The following is a 21,417-nucleotide window of genomic DNA, read 5'->3' on the forward strand; positions in this document are numbered from 1 at the left end:
GATATCTTATCAATTCCGCAGGGTTTTGCCCGCGGTTTGCATCAATTTTTGCATCCCGTCATCCGGGACTTTCGGTGTTTTGGCAGCAGGAGCAGCAGACTGCTCTGCCACAGGCTGCTGCGCCGGAGCGGCTGTCTTTTCCGTCTTCACCTGCACAGGGTCCGTCTGCACGGCCGCAGGGACAGATGGTTCTGCCCTGCCGGCCGGCGAAGGTGCGAGAGGCGCATCATGAGAGGCCGCTGCTTCCGGCATGGCCGCAGTCGTTTCCTGCGGCGTCGGCTCCTGCGGAGTCTCCTGCACCGCAGAAGCGGGCGGATACGAGGAAGACAGGGACGGCGTCCGTGCCTGCCAGAACAGCCAGCCGCCGCCCGCAATGAGCACGGCCATAGCTGCCGGCAGCAGGCGCATGGTCCATTTCTTCAGGAAACGGTGTCCCGGCGTTCCTTCGACGCGCGCGAGTTCCGCCTTGGCCAGCATGACTTTAAGCTCGCCCCGCACTCTGTGATTTTCTGCCAAGGAATGCTCGGCCTCGCCAAGCCATGCCCGCGCAGCCCGTATGTGACGGCGCTGTTTTTGATTCCGGTCCTTCATGATACACCTCCTGCCTGTTCAAATTCACAGACTCATCTTTTATATTCCGAGGTCATCATGGTATCCCGGCATGCCGTATAACGCCATAACAGCAGATGATAAGAAAATATCTGCTGTTTCCTTTTGCATGCAGGCCATTTTCACTTACTTTCTTGCTCTTCCTATTTTTACCAATAATGCATGAAGCGTGACAGCATGCCGCGGATGCGGCGGATGCCATTTTTCTGCAGGCGGTAAATGTGGGACGAACTGACATTGAGCGTGTCCGCCATATCAGCTGCATCTTCGCTGCTCCAGTACATGCCCTCGAGCACGGCGCGTTCCTTGTCCGGCAGGCGCGCCATCGCCTGATGCAGCTGTTCTGCGAGCTCATGGCTCTCTGCCTGTTCGGCAACAGAGGCCGTAAGGTCCACAAGATTTTCCTTGAGGCTGCCGGAACAGCCTTCCGCGGCCTCTTCCATGCAGGCAACATCCACCTGTCCCTCGCGGCGCAAAAAATCCATCATGCGCCCGCGGATCCGGTGGACGGCAAACAGGCTGAACGCCACGCCGCGCGTGTGGTCATAGCGTTCTACCGCTTCAATGAGTCCGACTGTGCCTTCCTGGATGATATCCATAATGCAGTCGAAACGTGCAAACGGCGCAGCCTGCTTAAAGACAAGCGGCTGGTACGATTCGATGAGAAGCTGGCGCGCCCGTTCATCACCCTGCTCCTTGCAGGAAGCCCAAAGAAGTTTTTCTTCCTCGGGAGACAAGGTTTTGACCTTGCTGAGTTCCTTCATATAATCATTCAGGCGCACGCATCTCACCTCCTCATTTTCCTATAACCATTATAACCATTAAAAACGAATGCGCGCTTCCAGTCCGACAATGAACTTCTGTGCCTCTTTTTCAAGAGACAGGCCAAAGCGGTCATTCATATCATACTGAACACCGACGCGGTGCGTATCATCGCCGCCAATCTGCTGCGTATACTTGAGCATGACCTTATCGGTGATGTACTTGCCCATCTCGACATGATAGACGTCGATGTCTTTATTGGATTCCTCATCATGCGTATCAAAGGCCGAGCCGCTGCCGCGCGCAATCGTGAAGCGGTCAAGCCAGAGCACATTGCGCATGATATCCTCGACTTCGGACAAAAAGCTCATCTGCAGGCCCACAATCAGGAGGTCGCCTGCATCGAGATTGGCCTCGCCCGCCCTATAGGCACTGCGCAGCGTCAGCATGCGGATGATTTCCGTCTGACTCATCTCCGGCGACGAACGCAGCGTAAACGTCATATTGTCAAGCGGTCCCGTGATGGACAGGAACACCTTGGCCTGCGTCAGCCGCGTATCAGCGATGAACGTAATGCTCGGCAGGAACGAATCAACCTGATTGAAATAGGCCGTACCTTCACGGACATTGAATTCCGTTTTGAGGTAGCTGACCGTGCCGCCGCGTTTTACGGAAACGGAGCCTGACGTCTTCGGATGATGCGTCGTGCCGCCGAAATGGACCTTGCCCACAAGATACATATCGTAAAGATACGAACTGTAGGCATGGACTTTATCGCCGACATTGACATCTACATCGAGAAGGACATCCGGCAGTTCGCCGCTGCTGTCCGGGATGGTCGGCACGGAAATCGTGCAGTCCGCGAGATTGACCTCGCCGGAAATCTTCGGCATTTTTTTGCCAAAGATCTCGGCATTGACAACGTGCAGGCTGCCGCTCAGAGGTCCTTTGAAAAAGTCACTCTGGATATCAAGGCTATCCGCTGTCAGCGAAAAATCGTATGTCGAAGGCGTCACACCGTCGAGTTTCAGCGTGCCCTGACCTGTATAACTGCCTTTGCCCATTTTACCAGAAAAGTCGCTGACTGTCATGGTGTCCCCATTAAAAACAAGCTGAGTGTTCATTTCCGTGACAGGTGTCGCAAGTGGTTTGAACTTAACCGCACCGTCTGTCAGAGAAACCGTGCCTTTGACAAGAGGATGGGCAAGCGTGCCCGTAAACTCCAGCGTGCCCTTCGTCGGCCCCAAAGCCCAGTCAATCTGGTCGGAGACAAACGGCAGGATGGAAAGGTCAGCCTGGTCGAGGTTGACATCGAGCTTGATGCGCTCATAATCATCGAGGTCTTCGTTGCGGTTTGCAAAAAGTGCCTTGATCGGCACGATGCCCTTGGCCGTGGCCTGATAATCCTTGCCTTCAATGGTCTTCTTGACGGCAAACTCCCTGACATCGACGAGACCATTCGTCAATTTGAAATGACCATTCAGGGCATCAAAAGTCGAGCCCTGGAAGCCGCCGTTATTGGCCGCAATCGTGACATCGGCGGCTGGATTGCCCGTTGTGCCGCCAAATTCGGCCTCGATATCCGCCGTGCCGTGTACCGTGCGTTCAAGGCCAGCCGACTTCGTGAACATGCCGAGGGCGAGCTTATGAGCCGAGAATTTTGCGGCAATCGGGCCATCAAGGCCCACACTGCCGCTGGCCGAAAAGCTGCCGTCCGTGCCCTGCATACCGGAAAGCTTGTCAATATAGACAACATTATCCAATAAATGTAAATTAACTTCCACATCATGAACATCATAACCGGAAATTTTGCCGCTGTCGAGAATGCCGTTGAGTGTGACATCCGGATTGTCGTACGTGCCGCCAATCTCGATATCACTGCTGAGCTTACCCGAAACGATATTATTCTTGAGATTGGCAATGGCCGTCAGGGCATTGACATCGCCATCCGTGACACTTACCGTGCCCTTTGCGTCATGCGTATCCGTATTGATGGTAAGTACGGCCTGATAGAGGCCATCCCCCTGATGGAAGCCGAACGGACTGACACTGACCACGCCGTCGCGGTAATTGACGATGCCGTGGACATCGCGGATTTCCTGGTCATTCAGGGTAATGGACGGGGCATCGAGCGTGCCGTCAAACTGCGGATTTGAGAGATTCCCGCCGATTTTACCGGAGAACGTGCCTTTGCCGCTGACCGGATACGGGAATTTGCTGGCAAAGCGTTCCATATTGATTTCATGGACGTTGGCCTGCAGGTCGAGGTTCATGTCGCGGTCAACCGTGCCATTGAGGTCCATATCGACCATAGGCGAGAAGACATGGAAGTCCTGCAGGCGTGTAACGCCGTCTTCCATGAAGTAATCGCCGTCCATGCCGGAAAGCAGGATGCCATTGTAACTGCCGTAATAGAAATGGATGTAGCCCACTGCATTTGGATGGTCGAGCGTGCCTGTGATGCGGATGGTATTATCCACATTACCGGTGATGGGCTGGTCCGGAAAGGCCAGAGCCGCAATGTCCTCCATACGGGCCCCGACTGTATCAATGCGCATATTGATGCGGCGTTCGCCCGTGAGACCGACAGAGCCATCGACATACCACGTCTGTTTGCCATCTTTTACCAGCGAGAATTCTTCTATCGTAACGCCGTCGAGACTGCCGCCCGCGTTGAATTTCAGGCTGTCATACGGCTGCTTGAAGAGCGTGCCGTTCGTCGCCGTGAATTTGAAATTGACCTGCGGGTCCGCCATATCGCCCTGCACCGTACCGGAAAAATCGCCAAGGCCCGTGATATCGGCCTCGGGAATCAGGGTGCTGACGAGCGAAAGGTCAACGTGGCCGCCGTAAAAAGCGAGGTCGAGGTCACTGCCATTTTTGATGCTGCCTTCAATGCCAAGGCTCGTGTGATGAGGCAGATTGAGGCTGGCATAATCAATCGTAATATCCCTGCCCTTCACGAAGAACGAGGCATTGAGACTGTCAATCGGCAGGTTCTGATAAGAGCCCGACTGCAGGGAAGCACTGCCATAGGCCTGCACAGCGGCACTGTCTGTACCCTGACCGCTGAGACCCATATCGACGCTCACACGCCCCGTGATGTCAGCAAGCTGCGGCACAAAAACAGCGGCCTGCTGCACATCAATATCCCTGCCAATGAGATGAGCCGTATACGTCAAATCACTCGGTGAAAAATAAACTTCGCCGCTGGCCGTACCGCCAAAAACACCTACGGAAAGTCCCTCAACAGAGACCTGATTGTCTTCATAGCGGACATGTGCACGGGCATTTTGGAACGGAATATCCATAGCCGTACCCGACGCAATTTTCACGTCACCCTCGACCACCGGCGACTTTACGGGGCCCGTGATATGCGCCGTAACGGCAGCTGCCCCCGCATAAGGAATATCCTTGAGCACTTTGGACGGATCAAAGGAATTCGACGAGGCATTGAGGTCAAGATACGGGGAATCCGTATCGTAACGCACCTTGCCATCGACATGTGCCTGCTGCCCCGCTGCCTCAGCATCGGCAAAAATCAGGGCTTCTGTATCGGTAAAAGAGGCAAAGCCGTGGATATCATCGACTTCCGTATCCTTGACCTTGACGGCGCCATCTTCATACTCGGCCTGGCCGGAAAACGAGAGCACACTGCCCATATACTGGCCGGAAACCTTGGCCGTCTTGACCTTGCCGCCAAGAATTTCAATGCCGCCTGGAATCAGGCCGTCCGGCACAAGCGGCAGAATTTTGCTGAGGTCCGCGCCTGCGACTTCCGCATTGAAAATCTGACGCTCTTTGCGATACGTCCCCGAAAGGGAGACATCCGCGTCAAGGCAGCTGCCCTTGGCGTCGAGCTTCAGCACGGGATAATCCGCAAAATCAAGCGTTCCCGCTACATCGCCGATATAAAGTTCTTTGCCCAAGGCGGCAAGTTTCAAGCCGCCGTCTTCCACTTTAACCGTACCGAAAAAGGAACCCTCGCCCGAGCTTTTCGTCTGGATATCCTGAACATTCCAAGTGCCGTCATCGCGCTGCACGAGATTGGCCTCAACGCCTGACAGCGTGACTTCTTTGACAGCATGCGCGGGATCCTTATATGCAGAAAGCAGGCGGAACTCCACGCGGGCCGTGTCGGCCGTCGCAATGCAATCCGCCTGCTTATCATAAATGGCGAGGTCATGAATCTCGAGGTCATGAAGCGAATTCACCTTGATAGAGCCGACGGAAACGGGCACGCCTAATGTATCGCTGGCAGCGGTGGAAGCAGTTTGTTCTACTTTATCCATGAAAGCGCTGGTCTGTATGTAATACCAGATACCGCCCAGTACCAGCACGAGTATGCCCAAAAGCACACCGATGCCTATCCCGATGGTTTTTCGTTTCATGATGGTCTCCCCAATGATTCACTCCTGAAATTCACGCTATAAAATTCTTATTTTCGTGTTTACACGCTGCTACGCGTGAGCAAAGCTTAATTGGCCATGTCCGAAGCAACCGTCTCGCTTGAGACATTGGCCGCACTCGCGTTATTCGCGGCTGCAGCAGCACTTGCGGCAGCCGTGTCAGCTGCTTTCTGCTGAGCTGCTGCTTTGGCAGCGTCAGCGGCTTCCGCCTTCGTCTCTGACTGCTGAGCCTTCTGCAGCTGCTCCATCTCAAAGATCGCATCATCCTTGAGCTTCGCATCATCGCGGGCCTTCGGCGCCGTCTTGCCGGCTTCCTCAGAAGCCGAATACTTGACGACATCGAGGTCTACCGGAATGCCCATGGCCTTGTCGAGCTGTGCCTTGCTCGTGTTGTAGTTATAGAGAGCCGTGTAATAATTCGTGCGGGCCGTCGTCAGCTTCTCGTTGGCATCCATGACATCGAGGTTCGTGCCGACGCCGGCGCTGTAGCGGACCTGTGCAATTTTGTAGTCCTCTTCGGCCCGTGCGACAGCGACAGAAGTCGTCTGGATGTTCTTTTCAGCAGCCTGCAGGCCAAGGTAATACGTGCGCACATCGAGACGAATCTGGTCATCGGTCTCGGCTGCCTTTTCCTTGGCCTTGGCAAGGGCCATATTGGCCGAGTTGACACTAGCCTGAGTCTGGCCATTATCAAAGACATCCCAAGAAGCATTAACACCAGCCGCCCAGCTATCGCTGCTCGTATGGTCGTGTGTAAATGGCTTTTCACCAGCAATAGCTTTATTCACTACAGCATTGACCGTTGGCTGATAACCTGCCTTGGCCGTTTCAACGTTTGCTTCCGCGGCCTTGACAGCGTAGCGCGCGGCCGCACCGTCAGCGCGGTTATCCAAAGCATAATTGACGCAGTCATCCTGAGTCAGGTCGTACTTCGTGTATTTAAGCTGGTCGCGGATGTCAAGGACCGTATCCGTCGGCAGGCCGATGACATTGTTGAGCGTCGAGACAGCGATATCATAGTTGTTCTGGGCCGTCACGAGCGCCTGCTGGGCATTAGCGAGCTGCACCTGAGAGGCGAGCACATCGGATTTTGCGACCGTGCCGACGCGGTACTGCGCGTTGACATTGTCGAGATGCTCCTGCAGGGTATTGACCGACTCCTGCTCGACATCGATGAGATTGCGGCACTGCAGAATACTATAGTAGTCCGCAGTTGCCTGCAGTCGGATAGCCTGCTTTGTCTCTTCCAATGCTAAGTCAGCTTCGTTAAGACCGTAACGGGCCTGCTTAATCTGACCTTTGATTGAAGCATTATAAAGTGGAATAGCTCCTTGTACTGTGTTGCCCCATGCATAATCATAAGCAGGGCCAACCAAGCCAGCAGAATGTTGGTTATGTACAGTATCCAAAGAATCACCGCCAATACGATTTGCGTTGGATGTCCACGTTACAGTTGGTCCCATCGTACGGCGTGCCTTGGACAGCGACCACTTGGCCGTGTCGACATCTGTCAAAGCCTGACGGATCGTGCGGTTATTTTCCAGTGCCATCTGCACGCTGTCGTGCAGGTCGAGCTGTACGGTATCAGAAGCCAGCGCCGTACCAGAGATGGTAGCCGTCATCAGGCCCATGGCGACAATGGCAGTCAGTTTTTTATAGAAGCGTTTTTTCGTATTCAAGGTCAGTTCCCTCCCAGAGAAATGTAGCATCTCTTCCTTAAATCTTCATTTGAACCAAGATGTTTCGTCAGAACGACTGGCGTATGCCGAGATACGCTGCGCGTTTATCGCTGTCGTTGACATCATTCCACTGGCCCATAAGCCAGGTGCCGGCATTGTTGAGTTCATATTGAGCCTGCAGGCGCAGCGATGGATCGTTGGGGTCCATGGCATCCGCCGAAAAGATGAAGCGTTTGCCCGCGTAAGCGTCGAGACCTACGCCCACATCGCCGTTTATGACCCCGCCGCGCACGCCGTAATGGTCACCGCGGCGTCCAATCTCAAAATTTCCGCGGTTGCCGTCCCCGATATCATCGAGTCCGGCCCGCAGAAAATTTCCTTTTTCAGGCCCAATATCGACATTGAAATCCGTCTGCCAGTCACTTTTGGCCCCACTATAAAGTACGTCTGCCGATGGGTTGACTTTGATATCTTCGAGCTTGCCCATCATATTTCCTGCTTTTTCGGACATTTGACGTGCATTATGAATTGTTTTCTTGATGTCCTCAGCTGTCTGCGGGTCGCCGACGGCGTTGTCCATGTTTTCGGCGATATTCGCGATGCGGTCGCTGGCGTCCTTGATGTTCATGAGCGTCAGGCGCAGATTTTCTGCCGTCTGCGGGTCAGCACCAACGGTCGCAAGATTCGTCATCATGGCCTCGACCTGCTGCATCGTGCGGTTGAGACCGCCCGAGGCCGCATTGAGATTGGCGAGCATCTGCGTAATATTGCCCTGATTATCCCGCATCGTCTGCTCCATCGCCGCGACGAGGCCATCCATATGAGCCGTCATATCACGGATATTTACGGCCATCTGCAGGAAGTTTTTCTGAAAGTCCGGATTGCCCATGACCTGATTCAGTGAATCGAGCAGGGTCTGCACCTGATCCATGACATCACCCGCTTTGGCCATCAGGGTATCGATGCCCTCTTCTTCCTGACCAATCAGGTAGTCGCCATCGCCAAGGTAGATGCCCTGGTCCTTGCCCGGCAGGATATTGACGAATTTATCGCCCATGACACCGGACGAGCCGATGGTCACCTGTGAGCCCTTCGGGATTTTCGTATTTCCCGTGATTTCCATGGCCACCGTGACGCCGCCGCCATCGTTGCGGATGCTCTTGACCTTGCCCACGGGCACGCCCGAGAGGCGTACGACAGATTCCGGCTCCACGCCGATGACCTGCTTGAAGCCAGCATATAATGTATAGCCTTTATGTCCGGACAGGGAAACACCTGAGAGCAGGGCGGCCACGGCCGCGAAAAGAATCACGCCGATGACGGTAAATGCCCCGACTTTTGCCTCTGTCGTCATGTCTCGTCCTCCTTCACTGTACGCAGGGTGCGGAAAAATGCCTGCACACGCGCATCTTTGATTTTCTTGAAACGCTCCACCGTGTCGACTGCGATGAGTTCGCCATTATAAATCATGGCAATGCGGTCGGAAATGCGGCAGGCACTGGCCATATCGTGCGTGACGACAATGCTCGTCACGGAAAGGGCCTTTTGTGTATTTACGATGAGTTCGTCAATTTTCTCGGTCATCAAAGGGTCAAGGCCGGAGCTCGGCTCATCGTAGCAGATGATGGAAGGCTCTACAGCGATGGCCCTTGCAAGGCTCACGCGTTTTTTCATGCCGCCCGACAGTTCATTCGGCATCATGTTTTCGACGCCGTCGAGTCCGACGAGATGAAGTTTTTCCTTGACGATGACGCGGATATCGTCATCACTGAGTTTTGTATGTTCGCGCAGGCCGAAGGCGACATTCTCGCCCACGGTCATGGAATCAAAAAGCGCGGAATACTGGAAAACCATGCCCATCTTGAGTCGGGCCTTGTTGAGCTGTGCCTCATTCATCGGCACGATGTCCTGCCCGTCGATGAGAATCTGGCCGCTCGTCGGCTTGATGAGGCCCATGAGCAGGCGCAGGAACGTGCTCTTGCCCGAGCCCGAGCCGCCGATGATAGCCAATGTCTCGCCATCGTATATTTTTAAATTGATATGCTTCAGTGCTTCTTTTTCTTCAAAGCGCATGCATACATCGACAAATTCAATCATATTGCTTTCCTAATCAAAAGAGCAAGAATGTCAGCAGAGCATTCAGGCAGAAAATGACAATGATAGACGCGACTACGGTCTTTGTCGTAGCCCGGCCGACGCCTTCCGCGCCATCCGGGCAGTGCAGGCCGTAATAGCAGCCGAGCACGGCAATGACATTGCCGAAGAACACAGCCTTGATGACACCGCCCATCAAATCGAAGAGGTCGCAGAAGACATGGATGGAATTCATATAACTGTATGTCGTCAGACCCTTGTAAAAGACGGCAATGACCCAGCCGCCGAAAACGCCGATGACATCGCCAAAGACCGTCAGGATGGGAACGACCATCATGCAGGCCAGCATGCGCGGCACCAAGAGATAATCAATGGGGCTCACGGCCATGACGCGCAGAGCGTCAATCTGCTCCGTGACTTTCATCGTCGCAATTTCCGCCGTGATGGCCGAGCCTACGCGGCCGGCACAGACGACGGCGACGAGCACGGGGCCGAGCTCGCGGCCCACGGCAATCGTGACAATGCCGCCCAAAGTGCCCTGCGCGCCAAAGCGAATCAGGACATCCGCTGTCTGCAGCGTGATAACCACGCCCGTAAAGAGCAGAGTCAGGCTGACAATCATCAGGGAATCCACGCCAAGATGCGACATCTGCGTCAGGATATGATGAAAGCGCGGTTTGTGGCGCAGCGAACGCAGGGTCTCGCCATAGAGCATGACGATGGTGCCAAGTTCCTCCAGCCTGTGCAGGACAAAGGCGCCGATGGCACTGAGTATCCGCAGCAGCATCTTATTCCCCCTCTCTTTTGCATAAATCCTCATAGTTACGATTTTAGCAAGCAATTGAAAAATAGTAAAGATAAGTTTACTATTTTGAACATAATTTTCTCTGTCTTTCTCAAAAAAAGTCCTTTATAATAGAAGAAAACCTTGTTCAGGAGGAGTCTATGCCCAAAAAAGTATACGCCGTACGCGTTGGCCGCAGCTGCGGCCTTTTCATGAGCTGGGAGGAATGCAAAAAACAAGTCGCAGGCTTTCCCGCTGCCCGCTATAAAAGCTTCACGAATGCACAGGAGGCCCTGAGCTGGCTGGCCGGTTCCGACACACCGCAGGCAAAAAAAGCACCGTCAGGCTCAGCCGCTCCCTTCCCTCATGCAGCAAAACCTCATAAATCATATGCCCGTACTGCCAGTCCCACTCCGTCAAAGCCGCTGCGCCCCGACGCCGAGCAGGATTTTGTCATCTACACCGATGGCTCGTGCCTGCGCAATCCCGATGGCCCCGGCGGCTGGGCCGCGGTCATCCGCGACGTCGCGACGAACGAAGTCACAAAACTGCATGAAGGCAGTCCCTCGACGACAAACAACCGCATGGAGCTCTCGGCAGCCATCGCGGCCCTCGCTTTTCCGAAGATGCCTGCTAAAATTGCCCTTTATACGGACAGCCAGTACCTCAAGAACGGCATTACAAAGTGGATGACAAATTGGAAACGGCGCGGCTGGAAAAAAGCCGATGGCCAGCCCGTCCTGAATCAAGACCTCTGGCAAAAGCTTGACACACTCTACAGCCGACACGATGTGACATTTCACTGGGTCAAGGGCCATGTCGGCGTTGAACTCAATGAAGAATGCGATCGCCTTGCCAAACAGGAAGCAATGAAATACCGCGCATAAAAAAAGACTGCCTCACGGCAGTCTCTTTTTATTTCATAATATAATCTTATTCCGGCTTTTTGATGACTTCTACGCCGCCCATGTACGGAATCAGGACTTTCGGCACGCGGACGGAGCCGTCAGCCTGCTGATAGTTCTCGAGGATGGCTGCGACCGTGCGGCCGACAGCGAGGCCCGAGCCATTGAGCGTGTGGACAAACTCCGGCTTGCTCTTGGCATCGCGGCGGAACTTGATGTTGGCGCGGCGGGCCTGATAATCCGTGCAGTTCGAGCACGAAGAAATCTCGCGGTATTTGTTCTGTGCAGGGAACCAGACCTCAAGGTCATACGTCGTGGCCGACGTGAAGCTCATATCGCCCGTGCAGAGTTTGACGATGTGGTACGGGAGCTCCAGAAGCTTCAGGACATCTTCTGCGGCGTTGACCATCGTATCGAGTTCATGCCAGCTCGTCTCCGGCTTGACGAATTTGATCATCTCAACCTTGTTGAACTGATGCTGGCGAATGAGGCCGCGCGTATCGCGTCCGGCGCTGCCGGCCTCGGCGCGGAAGCAGGCCGTGTAGCAGCTGTAGTATTCCGGCAGTTTGCTGCCATCGAGGATTTCATCGCGATGATAGTTCGTCATCGGCACCTCAGCCGTCGGCACGAGGTAATAGTCAAGGCCTTCAAGCTTGAACATATCCTCGGCGAATTTCGGCAGCTGGCCCGTGCCGATCATGCTGTCCTTGTTGGCAATGTACGGAGCCAGCACTTCCGTATAACCGTGTTTGTTCGCGTGCAGGTCCATCATGAAATTGATGCAGGCGCGCTCGAGGCGGGCACCCATGCCCTTGTAGAACGTGAAGCGTGCACCCGTGACTTTGGCGGCGCGGTCAGCATCGAGAATATCAAGGTCGGAACCGATATCCCAATGCGCCTTCGGCTCGAAATCGAATTTCGTCGGCTCGCCCCATTTGCGGACTTCCGGATTTTCTGTGTCGTCCTTGCCGATAGGTACGTCTTCGCGCGGCATATTCGGGATATGGAGCATGATGTCGCGCAGCTGCGCTTCGACATCTTTGAGCTCTTTGTCGAGTTCCGAGATTTTTGCACCGACCGTGCGCATCTCAAGAATCTTTGCCTCAGCGTCTTCCTTGTTCTTCTTCATGACGCTGATTTCCTTCGAGACCGTGTTGCGCTGGCTCTTGAGAGCCTCAGACTCCTGCAGCAGCTCGCGGCGTTTTTTGTCAAGGCCTTCAAAGTCATCGAGGTTCAGCGGATTACAGCGGTTCTTGAGCATCTGACGGACTTCGTCGAGATGTTCGCGCACAAATTTGATATCCAACAATGTTCTCACACTCCATTATGATTCCAGCACCGCAGGGCGCGGCACAAGTTTATGCATGATTTCTTCTAAAATATCATTATATCAGCTTTCTAAAAACGCGGCAAATCTTTCCAAAGAAAAAGGTCTCCCCTAAGGGGAGACCTCTATGCCTAATACGTCAAAGGAAACGCATAGATAGCAAAGGAACAAAACAAACGGCTTCAGGCCATCACGGCTTTGCGCGGCAGGTGCGAGATAACCTTGGCACCGGCTTTTTCTACGGCCTTTTCCGCGAGGACTTCTGTCGCATCGATGAAATTGCCCTCGAGATGGTACATCTCTACAGCCACCGGCACTTCCGTGCAGCCGAGCACAAAAGCCTCGCAGCCTTCGTCAGCCATCTTCTTCAGAGCCATGCGTACGGCCGTCGTATCGTAGCTCATGTCGCCGGCTTTGACGCCATCGTAAATCATGCCGTGCACGGCTTCTTCTGCTTCGCCCTGCGGCTGTACGACCTCGACGCCCTCGCGTGCCAGAGCGCGCTGATAAAGGCCCGACTTGCACGTGCCGGCCGAAGCGAGCAGGCCGACTTTGCGATAGCCTTCTTTGGCGCAGAACTTAGCCGTCTCCTCAATCATGTTGATGACGGGGATTCTCAGATGCGGCAGCATGAGCGGCAAGAAGTAATGTGCCGTGTTGCAGCCCATGATGAGGAAATCCGCGCCGCCATTCGTCAGGCGCTCAGCCGACTTCATGAGCTCCGGCAGCGGGCTCTCGCCTTTGCCGAGAATGGCTGCCGTGCGGTCAGGGATATTCGTGTTGTTGTCTACGAGAATAGGAATATGGTCCTGATCTTCACGCGCATCTGTGGCGAGAATGACCTTTTTCATGAGGTCCACCGTTGCCATCGGGCCCATACCGCCAATAATACCAATCGTCTTCATCATGACCACTCCTCTATGTTACGGCGCCCTGCGCCAGTCAAAATCTTTTCTTGTTATCAGCATATCATTTTGGTAGTATATAAACAAATACATATAATTATATAATATCTATCGAAATATTTTATGGCACAAAAGGAGATATATTCATATGCAGGGAATGGATTATGTCTATGCGGTCTGGCAGGAAAAAAGTTTTTCCGCCGCCGCGCGCAAGCTCTTTGTCTCACAGCCGGCACTGTCGGCCTCGGTGCGCAAAGTCGAAAAAGAACTCGGCCTGCCCATCTTCGACCGCAGCACTTCGCCGCTGCAGCTCACGGACGCGGGCCGCGCCTACATCGAGGCCGCGGAGCGCATCTTCCGCATCAAGAAGGACCTCAAGAGCTACTGCGACGACCTTGCCGGGCTCGAAAGCGGCACGCTGCAGCTCGGCGGCACGAATTTTTTTGCTTCGTGCTTCCTGCCGCCGATGATTGAGGCCTTCAGCCAGCGCCATCCGCATATCGCCCTGTCGGTCACGGAGTCGGACTCGGCCGACCTCTTCAATAAACTGACAACCGAAGAGCTCGACGTCATCGTCGACAGCGGTATTTACGACGAGACACTTTTTGAGGCAGTGCCCTTCTATCAGGACCACATCCTGCTGTCGGTGCCGGCGTCGTACCCCATCAATGAAAAATTTCCCGCTTACCGCATGACGCGTCAGGACATCCTCATGGGACGCCATCTAAGGCCGCAGATGCCCGCCGTACCGCTCGTGGCTTTTGAGGAGACGGATTTTTTGATTCTCGGCAAGGGCAACGATATGTACCGCCGCTCGAAAAAATTATTCCAGCACAATGGCTTTACCCCGTGCGTGCGGCTTTACCTCAACCAGCTCATGACAGCGTACCATATGGCACGTCAGGGACTCGGAGCTACGTTCCTGACAGATACGCTCGTGCGGCTGTCGGCGCCAAATGAAGCACTCGTTTATTACAAGCTCGAGGATGAAGAAGCCGCTCGGCAGATTTTTCTCGCGGTGAAGCGCCGGGGATACCGGACAAAGGCGATGCAGGGATTTATCGAAAGCAGTCTGGCCCTCTACCGCGGCGAATAATGTTTTCAGGTTATGGCATAAAAAAACTGCCCTCATAGGGCAGTTTTTTTGCTATCGCATAATCTTCGCTCGGAAAACGAGATATTTTTATAAGAGAGTCGAACGAAGAGTATCGCCGCTCTGCTGGCAGAGGTATGCTGGGGCAATGTCGAGGACGGTACGGCAGCCGGTCTGACCTTCCTGGGCGAGACGATAAGCGGCACGGGCATAGGCGACGAGGACGCTCGTGGTGAATTCTGGGTTGGAGTCGAGCTTCAGGGAGAATTCGATGATGTGGTTATGCTCTTTTTCGTGGCCCGTGCGTCCGGAACGGATGACGAAGCCGCCGTGAGCAAGGCCGCTGTGGTTCTTCTTGAGCTCTTCTTCGCTGATGAAGTGTACGGTCGTATCGTATTCATCGAAGTAGTTCGGCATGGTCTTGATGGCATTTTCGACGTAAGCGGCATCAGCGCCTTCTTCGAGGACGACATAGCATTCACGCGTGTGTTTCTGGCGCGTGGTGAGGTCCGGATTCGAGCCGGAGCGCACAGCTTCGAGAGCTGCTTCTACTGGAACGGTGTACTGCTTAGCATCTTTTACGCCCTTGATGCGGCGGATAGCGTCGCTGTGGCCCTGGCTGACGCCTTTGCCCCAGAACGTGTAGTCCTTGCCGTGCGGCAGGATGGCGTTGCTGTAGACGCGGGCGAGGGAGAACAGGCCCGGGTCCCAGCCGACGGAGATGATGCCGAGATGACCGCTCTCTTTGGCTGCATTGTCGACCGCAGCAAAATGCTCAGGAATGCGTGCGTGCGTATCAAAGCTGTCGATGACATTGAAGTATTTGACGTATTCCGGCGTCTGCTTCGGCAGGTCCGTGGCGCTGCCGCCGCAGAGAATCATGACATCGATTTTGTCGCTCCAATCCTCAACATCCTTGACGCTGACGACAGGAACATTCTTGGACCAGATTTTGACGCTTGCCGGGTCGCGGCGCGTGAAGACGGCCACGAGCTCCATGTCGTCGTTTTCCTCAACGGCGCATTCTACGCCGCGGCCAAGGTTGCCATAACCGAGAATACCAATGCGAATGCTCATAAAAACACCTTCCTGTTCTAAAAACAATGTTGAAAATCCCATCTCCAGTATACTATAAGAAGATACACAGGCAAATAGGAAAAATCACATTTGCGGAAAACAGGACAATAATCAAAGGTCATCAACAAGCGCGGTGCTCTTGGCGTAGGCCGTGCTGCGGCCTTCGATAAAGTCGGTCTTGATGAAATTCGGGTTGGCATACTGACTGACCCAGCGCATGGATGAAGGTTCTTCTTCGTGGCCTTCATAAAGCGGACCGAGGCCGATGCTCTCGGCGCGGGCATTGCCGAGGTAGAGAACGTAGTCTTCTATCATCTTCTCATTGAGTCCCTCGACCTCGTTGCCGATGGCATATCTGCCCCAGGCGATTTCCTGACGCACGCCTTCTTTAATCATCTCACGCATCATCTCTTCATTTGCCGGCGTGAAGAGGTCCGGCTCTTCGCCGCGCAGGTCGCGCAGGATATTGCGGAACAGCCAGAGGTGCGTGTTCTCATCGCGGTTGATGTAGCGGATTTCCTGCACAGAGCCCGGCATATGGCCAATGCGGCCGAGGTTGTAGAAGAACATGAAGCCCGAATAGAAGTAGATGCCCTCGAGGATGTAATTGGCGACGAGCACGCGCAGGAAATTCCGGCGCGACTGGTCCTGCTGGAATTCATTGTAGAGGTCGCCGATAAACGTATTGCGCCGCAGCAGATGCTCATCGTCCTTCCACTGGAAGATGATGTCCTGACGCTCGTCGGGGCTCGCGATGGTGTCGAGCATGTAGCTGTAGCTCTGCGAATGCACGCATTCCTGGAACGACTGAATGGCCAGACACAGGTCGACCTCATTGGCCGTGATATAGGCCGAGATGTTCGGCAAATTTGCGCTCTGCACAGAATCGAGGAAGACGAGGAACGACAGAATCTTGTCGTAGGCACGGCGCTCGGCCGGCGGCAGCTGGCGGTAATCCTTGACATCCTGCGCGAGGTTGATTTCTTCGGGAATCCAGAAATTATTCATGGCCTGACGGTACCAGTCCGAGGTCCATTTGTACTTCAGATTGTTGAAATCATTCATATTCGTCGTATTGCCGCCGAGCAGACGGCGCTTCGTCACGTCGATATCTCCCGCAGGATTGAACAGCGGACGTTTCTTCAGTTCTGACATAATTCCCCTTTTATCCTTTCTCTTCTCTTATTTTCCTTTGGCTGCATATCTGCATCAGGAAGAGCAGCTCTCGCATTCCTCGACTTCGAGAGATTTGCTGCGCACATAATAAATCGTCTTGACGCCCTCTTCATAGGCCTTGATGTAAAGCGCGAGGACCTGACGGAACGTGAAATCGTTCGTGATGTAGAGATTGACGCTCTGGGCCTGGTCGATATGGCGCTGACGGACGCCCGCGGCCCGTATGGACCAGGTCTGGTCGACCGTATGCGCGCTCTTGTAATACCAGTACGTCTTCATGCTGAGGTCGGGCGCGATGCGCGGCAGGATGGCCCCTTTCTTCTCTTCAAGGAAGAACCGGTTCATGATGGGGTCGACGCCAGCCGTCGTACCGACGAGGATGGACGTCGAGCTCGTCGGCGCAATGGCGAGAAGATACGCATTGCGCAATCCCTGTGTTTTGACGTTTGCCGCGAGCTGCTGCCATTTTGCTGACGTATAGCCGCGTTTCGTAAAATACGCGCCCGTCTGCCAGTCGCTGCCCGCAAAGCAGCGGTACGCTCCCTTTTCGGCCGCAATATCGGAGCTCGCCTCAATCGCCGCATAATTGATGCGCGCAAAGACATCATCGACAAAAGCGAGATGCTCCTCACTCTCCCAGCGGATGCCGTATTTCGCCAGCATATGATGATAGCCCGAGACGCCGAGGCCGATGCTGCGATATTTCTGGTTCGTGAGTCTTGCATACGCCAGCGGCGCCTCGTTGAGGTCGATGACATTGTCGAGGGCCCTGACAGCCGTGCGCACGACGGAGCGAAGCTCTTCCTTATCCTCCACATGAATGCGGCCGAGGTTGAGGCTTGCGAGGTTGCAGACGACAAAATCGCCGGGACGCGTCGTGACCTGCACGACCGTGTCCCCGTCCTTCGTCTTTACTTCCGTGCTGACAGCCTCGACCGGCGACATATTCTGCGCGATTTCCGTGCAGAGATTCGAGCAGTAAATCATGCCGGCCTGAGGATTTGGGTTGAGCCGGTTGACCGTATCGCGGTAAAATGCAAACGGCGTGCCTGTCTCGACGACGGATTTTAAAATGAGCCGCACGATTTCCTTGACGGGAATCACGCGCTTATCAATGCGCGGCTCGGCAATGCAGGCACGGTAGCGGTTTTCCCATTCCTCACCCCAGAAATCCTCGAGCGCATAGCCCATGACCATCTCGATTTCATGCGGGTCCATGAGATACCACGGCGCATCGAGGTCCTCGCGCGCCGTCTTCCAGAATAAATCCGGATAGCAGACCGCGGGGAAAATATCATGCGCCTTCATGCGGTCATCACCATTATTCGTGCGCAGCTGCAGAAATTCCGGCAGGTCCTTGTGCCAGGCATCGAGGTAGACGGCGCAGGCCCCCTGACGCACGCCGAGCTGGTCAACAGCCACGGCTGTATCGTTGACCAGTCGAATCCAGCGAATAACGCCGCCCGCCGCGCCTTCAAATCCGCGGATGGCCGCGCCCGTCGCGCGGACTTTGCCAAAATAGAGCCCCATGCCGCCGCCCCATTTGCTGACCTTGGCAAACGAATCAAGACTGCGGTAAATGCCTTCCAAAGAATCCGGCACCGTGTCAATAAAACAGCTCGAGAGCTGATGATACGGTTTTCTGGCATTCGCGAGCGTCGGCGTCGCCATCGTCACCTGCTGCAGGCTCAGCATATCGTAAAAACGGCGGACCCAGTCGAGGCGTACGTCTTCCTTTTCCAGCATGGCGAGGTGCAGGGCAATGCCGAGATACATTTCCTGCGGCGACTCCAAGGGCACGCCGTGATGCGTGTGAATGATGTAGCGCGAGAGAAGCAGGTCAAGGCCGGCATAGGAATAGAGGTGATTCCGCTCCCTGTCCATGAATTTCGCCGTCTGCCGCAGCTCCTGCTCCGTGTAATTCTCAAGGATGTAGCTGCCGTAAAGCCCTTTGGCCTCGAAATAACGCAGCTTCGCCACAAAATTCGTGATGCCGCGCCTAGCTTCGTCCTGTGCGAGCTGCAGCGAGAACTCGAGATAGCGCAGTCTTGCCGCAATCTTATCCCAATACGGCGCCTGCGCCGTCACGAGCTCCACTGCCGCGCGGATAAGTCCCTGCAGTTTTTCCTCGGGGCTCTGCGACGGCTTGGCAAAGACCTCATATTTTTCTACGAGCTCAAAAAAATTTGCCTGTTCGGCAGCAAAATCCCGCTCGATGCCTGCAAGGCAGGCCTCAAGACCATCTACACGGCATTTTGACAAAAGACTTTGCCATGCCGGTGACTTAACAGTACAATCCATATACTCCGCTCCTACTACTTCCTGTCAACTTTCCGTCGACGTCAACTACCAGATACAGTAGATATTTTTAAAATTATTCTTTTTAACCACTATATATTGATTACTGACTTAGTATAGCAAATACAGGAAAGGACTGTCAATGAAGCCGCATCACAATGCCTGTTCAAAAAGAATCGATGTGCGTTCAAAAAAACTTGCAATTCCCTCTCATATCATTATAATGAAAGTAAAGAATGTGTATTGTAGCAAAAGGAAGGACAACACGACATGATCACGAAAGAACTCATCGCCCGCATCAATGAGCTCTCCCGCAAAAAACGCAGCAGCGGTCTAAGCGAGACAGAACTCATGGAACAGCAGATGCTGCGTCAGGAATATCTCGCAAGCATCCGCGAGCAGGTTCGCCACATGCTTGACCAGATCGAAGTCGTTGACGCGCCGCTTGAAGGACCGAAGGTCACGCAGGTGAACGAAATCGCCTTTTCCCTGCGTCCGAGTCATAAACTGCACTGATATAAAGCACGGAACATATAAAAGAGGAAGATTCCAGGCTATGCCGGAATCTTCCTCTTTTTGTATCTCATGTTTTATTTTACTGCTCAGCAAAATACTCGTACGTGCGTCTGAGCCCTTCGCGCAGCGGGACGGCCGGAGCCCAGCCGAGCGAGCGACACGCGCGGCCGTTGGCCAGCATGGACTTGTAGATGTCGCCGGGACGGGCCTGCGCATAAGCCGGCTGAATTTCTTTGCCCGAGACATCGGTCAGGATGGCCACGAGCTCCTTGAGGCTCGTTTCCGTCTGCGAAGACAGGTTGTAGGCATGATTGACATGCTTCGTATAAAGCGCCGCGTAGATACCCGCGGCAATATCGCCAGCGTAGATGAAATCGCGCGTCTGCTCGCCATCGCCGTAAATCGTCAGGCCTTTGCCCTCAGCCAGACGTTTGGCGAAAATGCTGATGACGCCGCCTTCGCCGCCATTGCCCTGACGCTCACCGTAGACATTGGCAAAACGCAGAATGACAAAGTCGAGGCCAAACGCCTTCTGATACAGGCGCAGATAATGTTCGACCGTGACTTTTGAGAGTCCATAGAAGGACATCGGCTGCAGCGGCTCTGACTCGACAATCGGCAGCTTCTCCTCGGCGACATCGCCGTAACTCGCGGCCGTCGACGCAAAAATGACACGCTTGACGCTGGTGCGGCGCGCCTGTTCGAGCACGTGGATGGAACCGATGATATTTTCATGGCCGTCGAGCTCCGGCGACTCCATCGAGATATGCACCGTCGTCTGGCCGGCCAGATGCACGACGGCATCAAAATGGCCTTTGTCGAATACCTCGGCCAGGCGCACATCGTTCACATCCATCTCGATGCAGTCAAGGCCCTGTGCTGAATCCGGCAGATTGGCACGGCTGCCCGTGCTGAAATTATCGAGCACGGTCACCTGCTCACCCTCGGCCAGTAATTTTCTCACCAGATGCGAGCCGATGAAACCGGCGCCGCCCGTCACTAAAATCTTCACGTCAAATCCTCTTCTCTTTTATCTTTCTATCGATAAATCACGATGTTATGTTATTCAATCCCGATGGAAACGGTAGCCGGCACCGCGCACCGTCTCGATGTACGACGGATGCGCGGGGTCCGGCTCAATCTTGTCGCGGATGCGGTTGATATGCACAGCCACCGTCGCGCTGTCGCCGAGGGCATCGAGTCCCCAGATGCGCTCGAACAAGGTCTCGCGGCTGAAAACGAGGCCGCGGTTCTCCATGAGGAACTGCAGAAGCTCAAATTCGCGGTTGGTCAGATGGACTTCCTCGCCGTCTTTGAATACGCGGTGCGACTTGGCCTCGAGCGTCAGCCGGCCGCAGGAAAGCTGCGCGATGCGCGTCTGCTCTTTGGCTGTCAGCTGCTCGTAGCGTGAAACATGGGCCTTGACGCGGGCCACGAGCTCACTGGGGCTGAACGGCTTTGTCAGGTAATCATCAGCCCCGAGGCCAAAGCCGCGGATTTTGTCGATGTCCGTCTGACGGGCCGAGACGATGATGACAGGGATGTCGAGCTCTTCGCGCAGACGGCGGCAGAGATTGAAGCCATCAAGGCCCGGCAGCATGAGGTCAAGGATGATGAGGTCATATTTGCCTTTGAGGGCTTCTTCCCTGCCTTTGATGCCGTCGCCCTCAATCGTGACTTCAAAATCCGAAGCCTCCAGATAATCGCGCTCCAGTTCGGCAATCTCGCGGTCATCTTCTACAATCAGAATTTTTTTCATATCATCCCTGCCCCCTGTTTTTCC

General features: G+C 54.5%; 17 protein-coding genes. 3 read left to right on the top strand and 14 right to left on the bottom strand.

What is annotated here, in order from left to right; translation table 11 throughout:
- Positions 1-9 precede the first annotated feature (9 nt).
- The 7 genes from ACE419_RS07255 to ACE419_RS07285 all read right to left on the bottom strand — a co-directional run bounded on the left by ACE419_RS07255 (position 10) and on the right by ACE419_RS07285 (position 10,340).
- Positions 10-591, bottom strand: a complete 582-nt coding sequence (locus ACE419_RS07255) for a hypothetical protein (RefSeq protein WP_435721499.1) — start codon at positions 589-591, stop codon at positions 10-12.
- A gap of 167 nt (positions 592-758) precedes the next feature.
- Positions 759-1,391: a sigma-70 family RNA polymerase sigma factor gene (locus tag ACE419_RS07260; protein WP_432646003.1), complete on the bottom strand. Its 633-nt coding sequence runs from the start codon at positions 1,389-1,391 to the stop codon at positions 759-761.
- Between the two features lie 39 nt (positions 1,392-1,430).
- Positions 1,431-5,762 carry a translocation/assembly module TamB domain-containing protein gene (locus ACE419_RS07265; RefSeq protein ID WP_432646004.1) on the bottom strand — a complete coding sequence of 1,444 codons (4,332 nt, stop codon included), beginning with the start codon at positions 5,760-5,762 and terminating at the stop codon, positions 1,431-1,433.
- Positions 5,763-5,848: 86 nt separating this feature from the next.
- Entirely contained in the window at positions 5,849-7,459 is a 1,611-nt protein-coding gene (locus ACE419_RS07270) for a TolC family protein (RefSeq protein ID WP_503128870.1), read from the bottom strand.
- 67 nt (positions 7,460-7,526) lie between these two features.
- Positions 7,527-8,813, bottom strand: a complete 1,287-nt coding sequence (locus ACE419_RS07275; protein WP_435721501.1) for an MlaD family protein — start codon at positions 8,811-8,813, stop codon at positions 7,527-7,529.
- Positions 8,810-9,556 carry an ABC transporter ATP-binding protein gene (locus ACE419_RS07280; RefSeq protein WP_435721502.1) on the bottom strand — a complete coding sequence of 249 codons (747 nt, stop codon included), beginning with the start codon at positions 9,554-9,556 and terminating at the stop codon, positions 8,810-8,812. Before ACE419_RS07280 ends, ACE419_RS07275 begins: the two co-directional genes overlap by 4 nt.
- Positions 9,557-9,569: 13 nt before the next feature.
- On the bottom strand, positions 9,570-10,340 hold the full coding sequence (locus tag ACE419_RS07285; RefSeq protein WP_432646008.1) for an MlaE family ABC transporter permease: 771 nt from the start codon (positions 10,338-10,340) through the stop codon (positions 9,570-9,572).
- 158 nt (positions 10,341-10,498) lie between these two features.
- Between ACE419_RS07285 and rnhA the strand changes: the two genes are divergently transcribed.
- Complete coding sequence (gene rnhA, locus ACE419_RS07290) at positions 10,499-11,224, top strand: ribonuclease HI (RefSeq protein ID WP_432646009.1); 726 nt, start codon at positions 10,499-10,501, stop codon at positions 11,222-11,224.
- Between the two features lie 46 nt (positions 11,225-11,270).
- Here rnhA and serS read toward each other — a convergent pair whose 3' ends face one another.
- Positions 11,271-12,551 carry a serine--tRNA ligase gene (gene serS, locus ACE419_RS07295; protein WP_295635130.1) on the bottom strand — a complete coding sequence of 427 codons (1,281 nt, stop codon included), beginning with the start codon at positions 12,549-12,551 and terminating at the stop codon, positions 11,271-11,273.
- Positions 12,552-12,751: 200 nt separating this feature from the next.
- Positions 12,752-13,477 (bottom strand): cysteate racemase, encoded by a 726-nt coding sequence (gene cuyB / locus ACE419_RS07300; RefSeq protein WP_435721504.1) that lies wholly within the window; start codon positions 13,475-13,477, stop codon positions 12,752-12,754.
- A 145-nt stretch (positions 13,478-13,622) separates the two neighbouring features.
- On the opposite strand from cuyB, the gene ACE419_RS07305 reads away from it, so the two are divergent.
- A complete protein-coding gene (locus ACE419_RS07305; RefSeq protein ID WP_435721505.1) occupies positions 13,623-14,570 on the top strand; it encodes a LysR family transcriptional regulator in 948 nt (315 codons plus the stop codon).
- 87 nt (positions 14,571-14,657) lie between these two features.
- Here ACE419_RS07305 and ACE419_RS07310 read toward each other — a convergent pair whose 3' ends face one another.
- The 3 genes from ACE419_RS07310 to ACE419_RS07320 all read right to left on the bottom strand — a co-directional run bounded on the left by ACE419_RS07310 (position 14,658) and on the right by ACE419_RS07320 (position 19,121).
- The gene (locus ACE419_RS07310) at positions 14,658-15,644 is read right to left on the bottom strand and encodes a diaminopimelate dehydrogenase (protein WP_302488891.1); all 987 of its coding nucleotides are present in this window, start codon (positions 15,642-15,644) and stop codon (positions 14,658-14,660) included.
- 111 nt (positions 15,645-15,755) lie between these two features.
- Entirely contained in the window at positions 15,756-16,799 is a 1,044-nt protein-coding gene (locus ACE419_RS07315; protein WP_295712874.1) for a ribonucleotide-diphosphate reductase subunit beta, read from the bottom strand.
- 54 nt (positions 16,800-16,853) lie between these two features.
- Positions 16,854-19,121 (bottom strand): ribonucleoside-diphosphate reductase subunit alpha, encoded by a 2,268-nt coding sequence (locus ACE419_RS07320; protein ID WP_435721507.1) that lies wholly within the window; start codon positions 19,119-19,121, stop codon positions 16,854-16,856.
- Between the two features lie 267 nt (positions 19,122-19,388).
- On the opposite strand from ACE419_RS07320, the gene ACE419_RS07325 reads away from it, so the two are divergent.
- A complete protein-coding gene (locus ACE419_RS07325; protein WP_295635149.1) occupies positions 19,389-19,634 on the top strand; it encodes a DUF896 domain-containing protein in 246 nt (81 codons plus the stop codon).
- A 79-nt stretch (positions 19,635-19,713) separates the two neighbouring features.
- Here ACE419_RS07325 and ACE419_RS07330 read toward each other — a convergent pair whose 3' ends face one another.
- Positions 19,714-20,646: an NAD-dependent epimerase/dehydratase family protein gene (locus ACE419_RS07330; protein WP_302609768.1), complete on the bottom strand. Its 933-nt coding sequence runs from the start codon at positions 20,644-20,646 to the stop codon at positions 19,714-19,716.
- 54 nt (positions 20,647-20,700) lie between these two features.
- Positions 20,701-21,393 (bottom strand): response regulator transcription factor, encoded by a 693-nt coding sequence (locus ACE419_RS07335; protein WP_295712883.1) that lies wholly within the window; start codon positions 21,391-21,393, stop codon positions 20,701-20,703.
- Between the last annotated feature and the right edge of the window lie 24 nt (positions 21,394-21,417).

This window comes from Mitsuokella apri (assembly GCF_047974105.1).
In the GTDB taxonomy this organism is placed as follows: domain Bacteria; phylum Bacillota; class Negativicutes; order Selenomonadales; family Selenomonadaceae; genus Mitsuokella.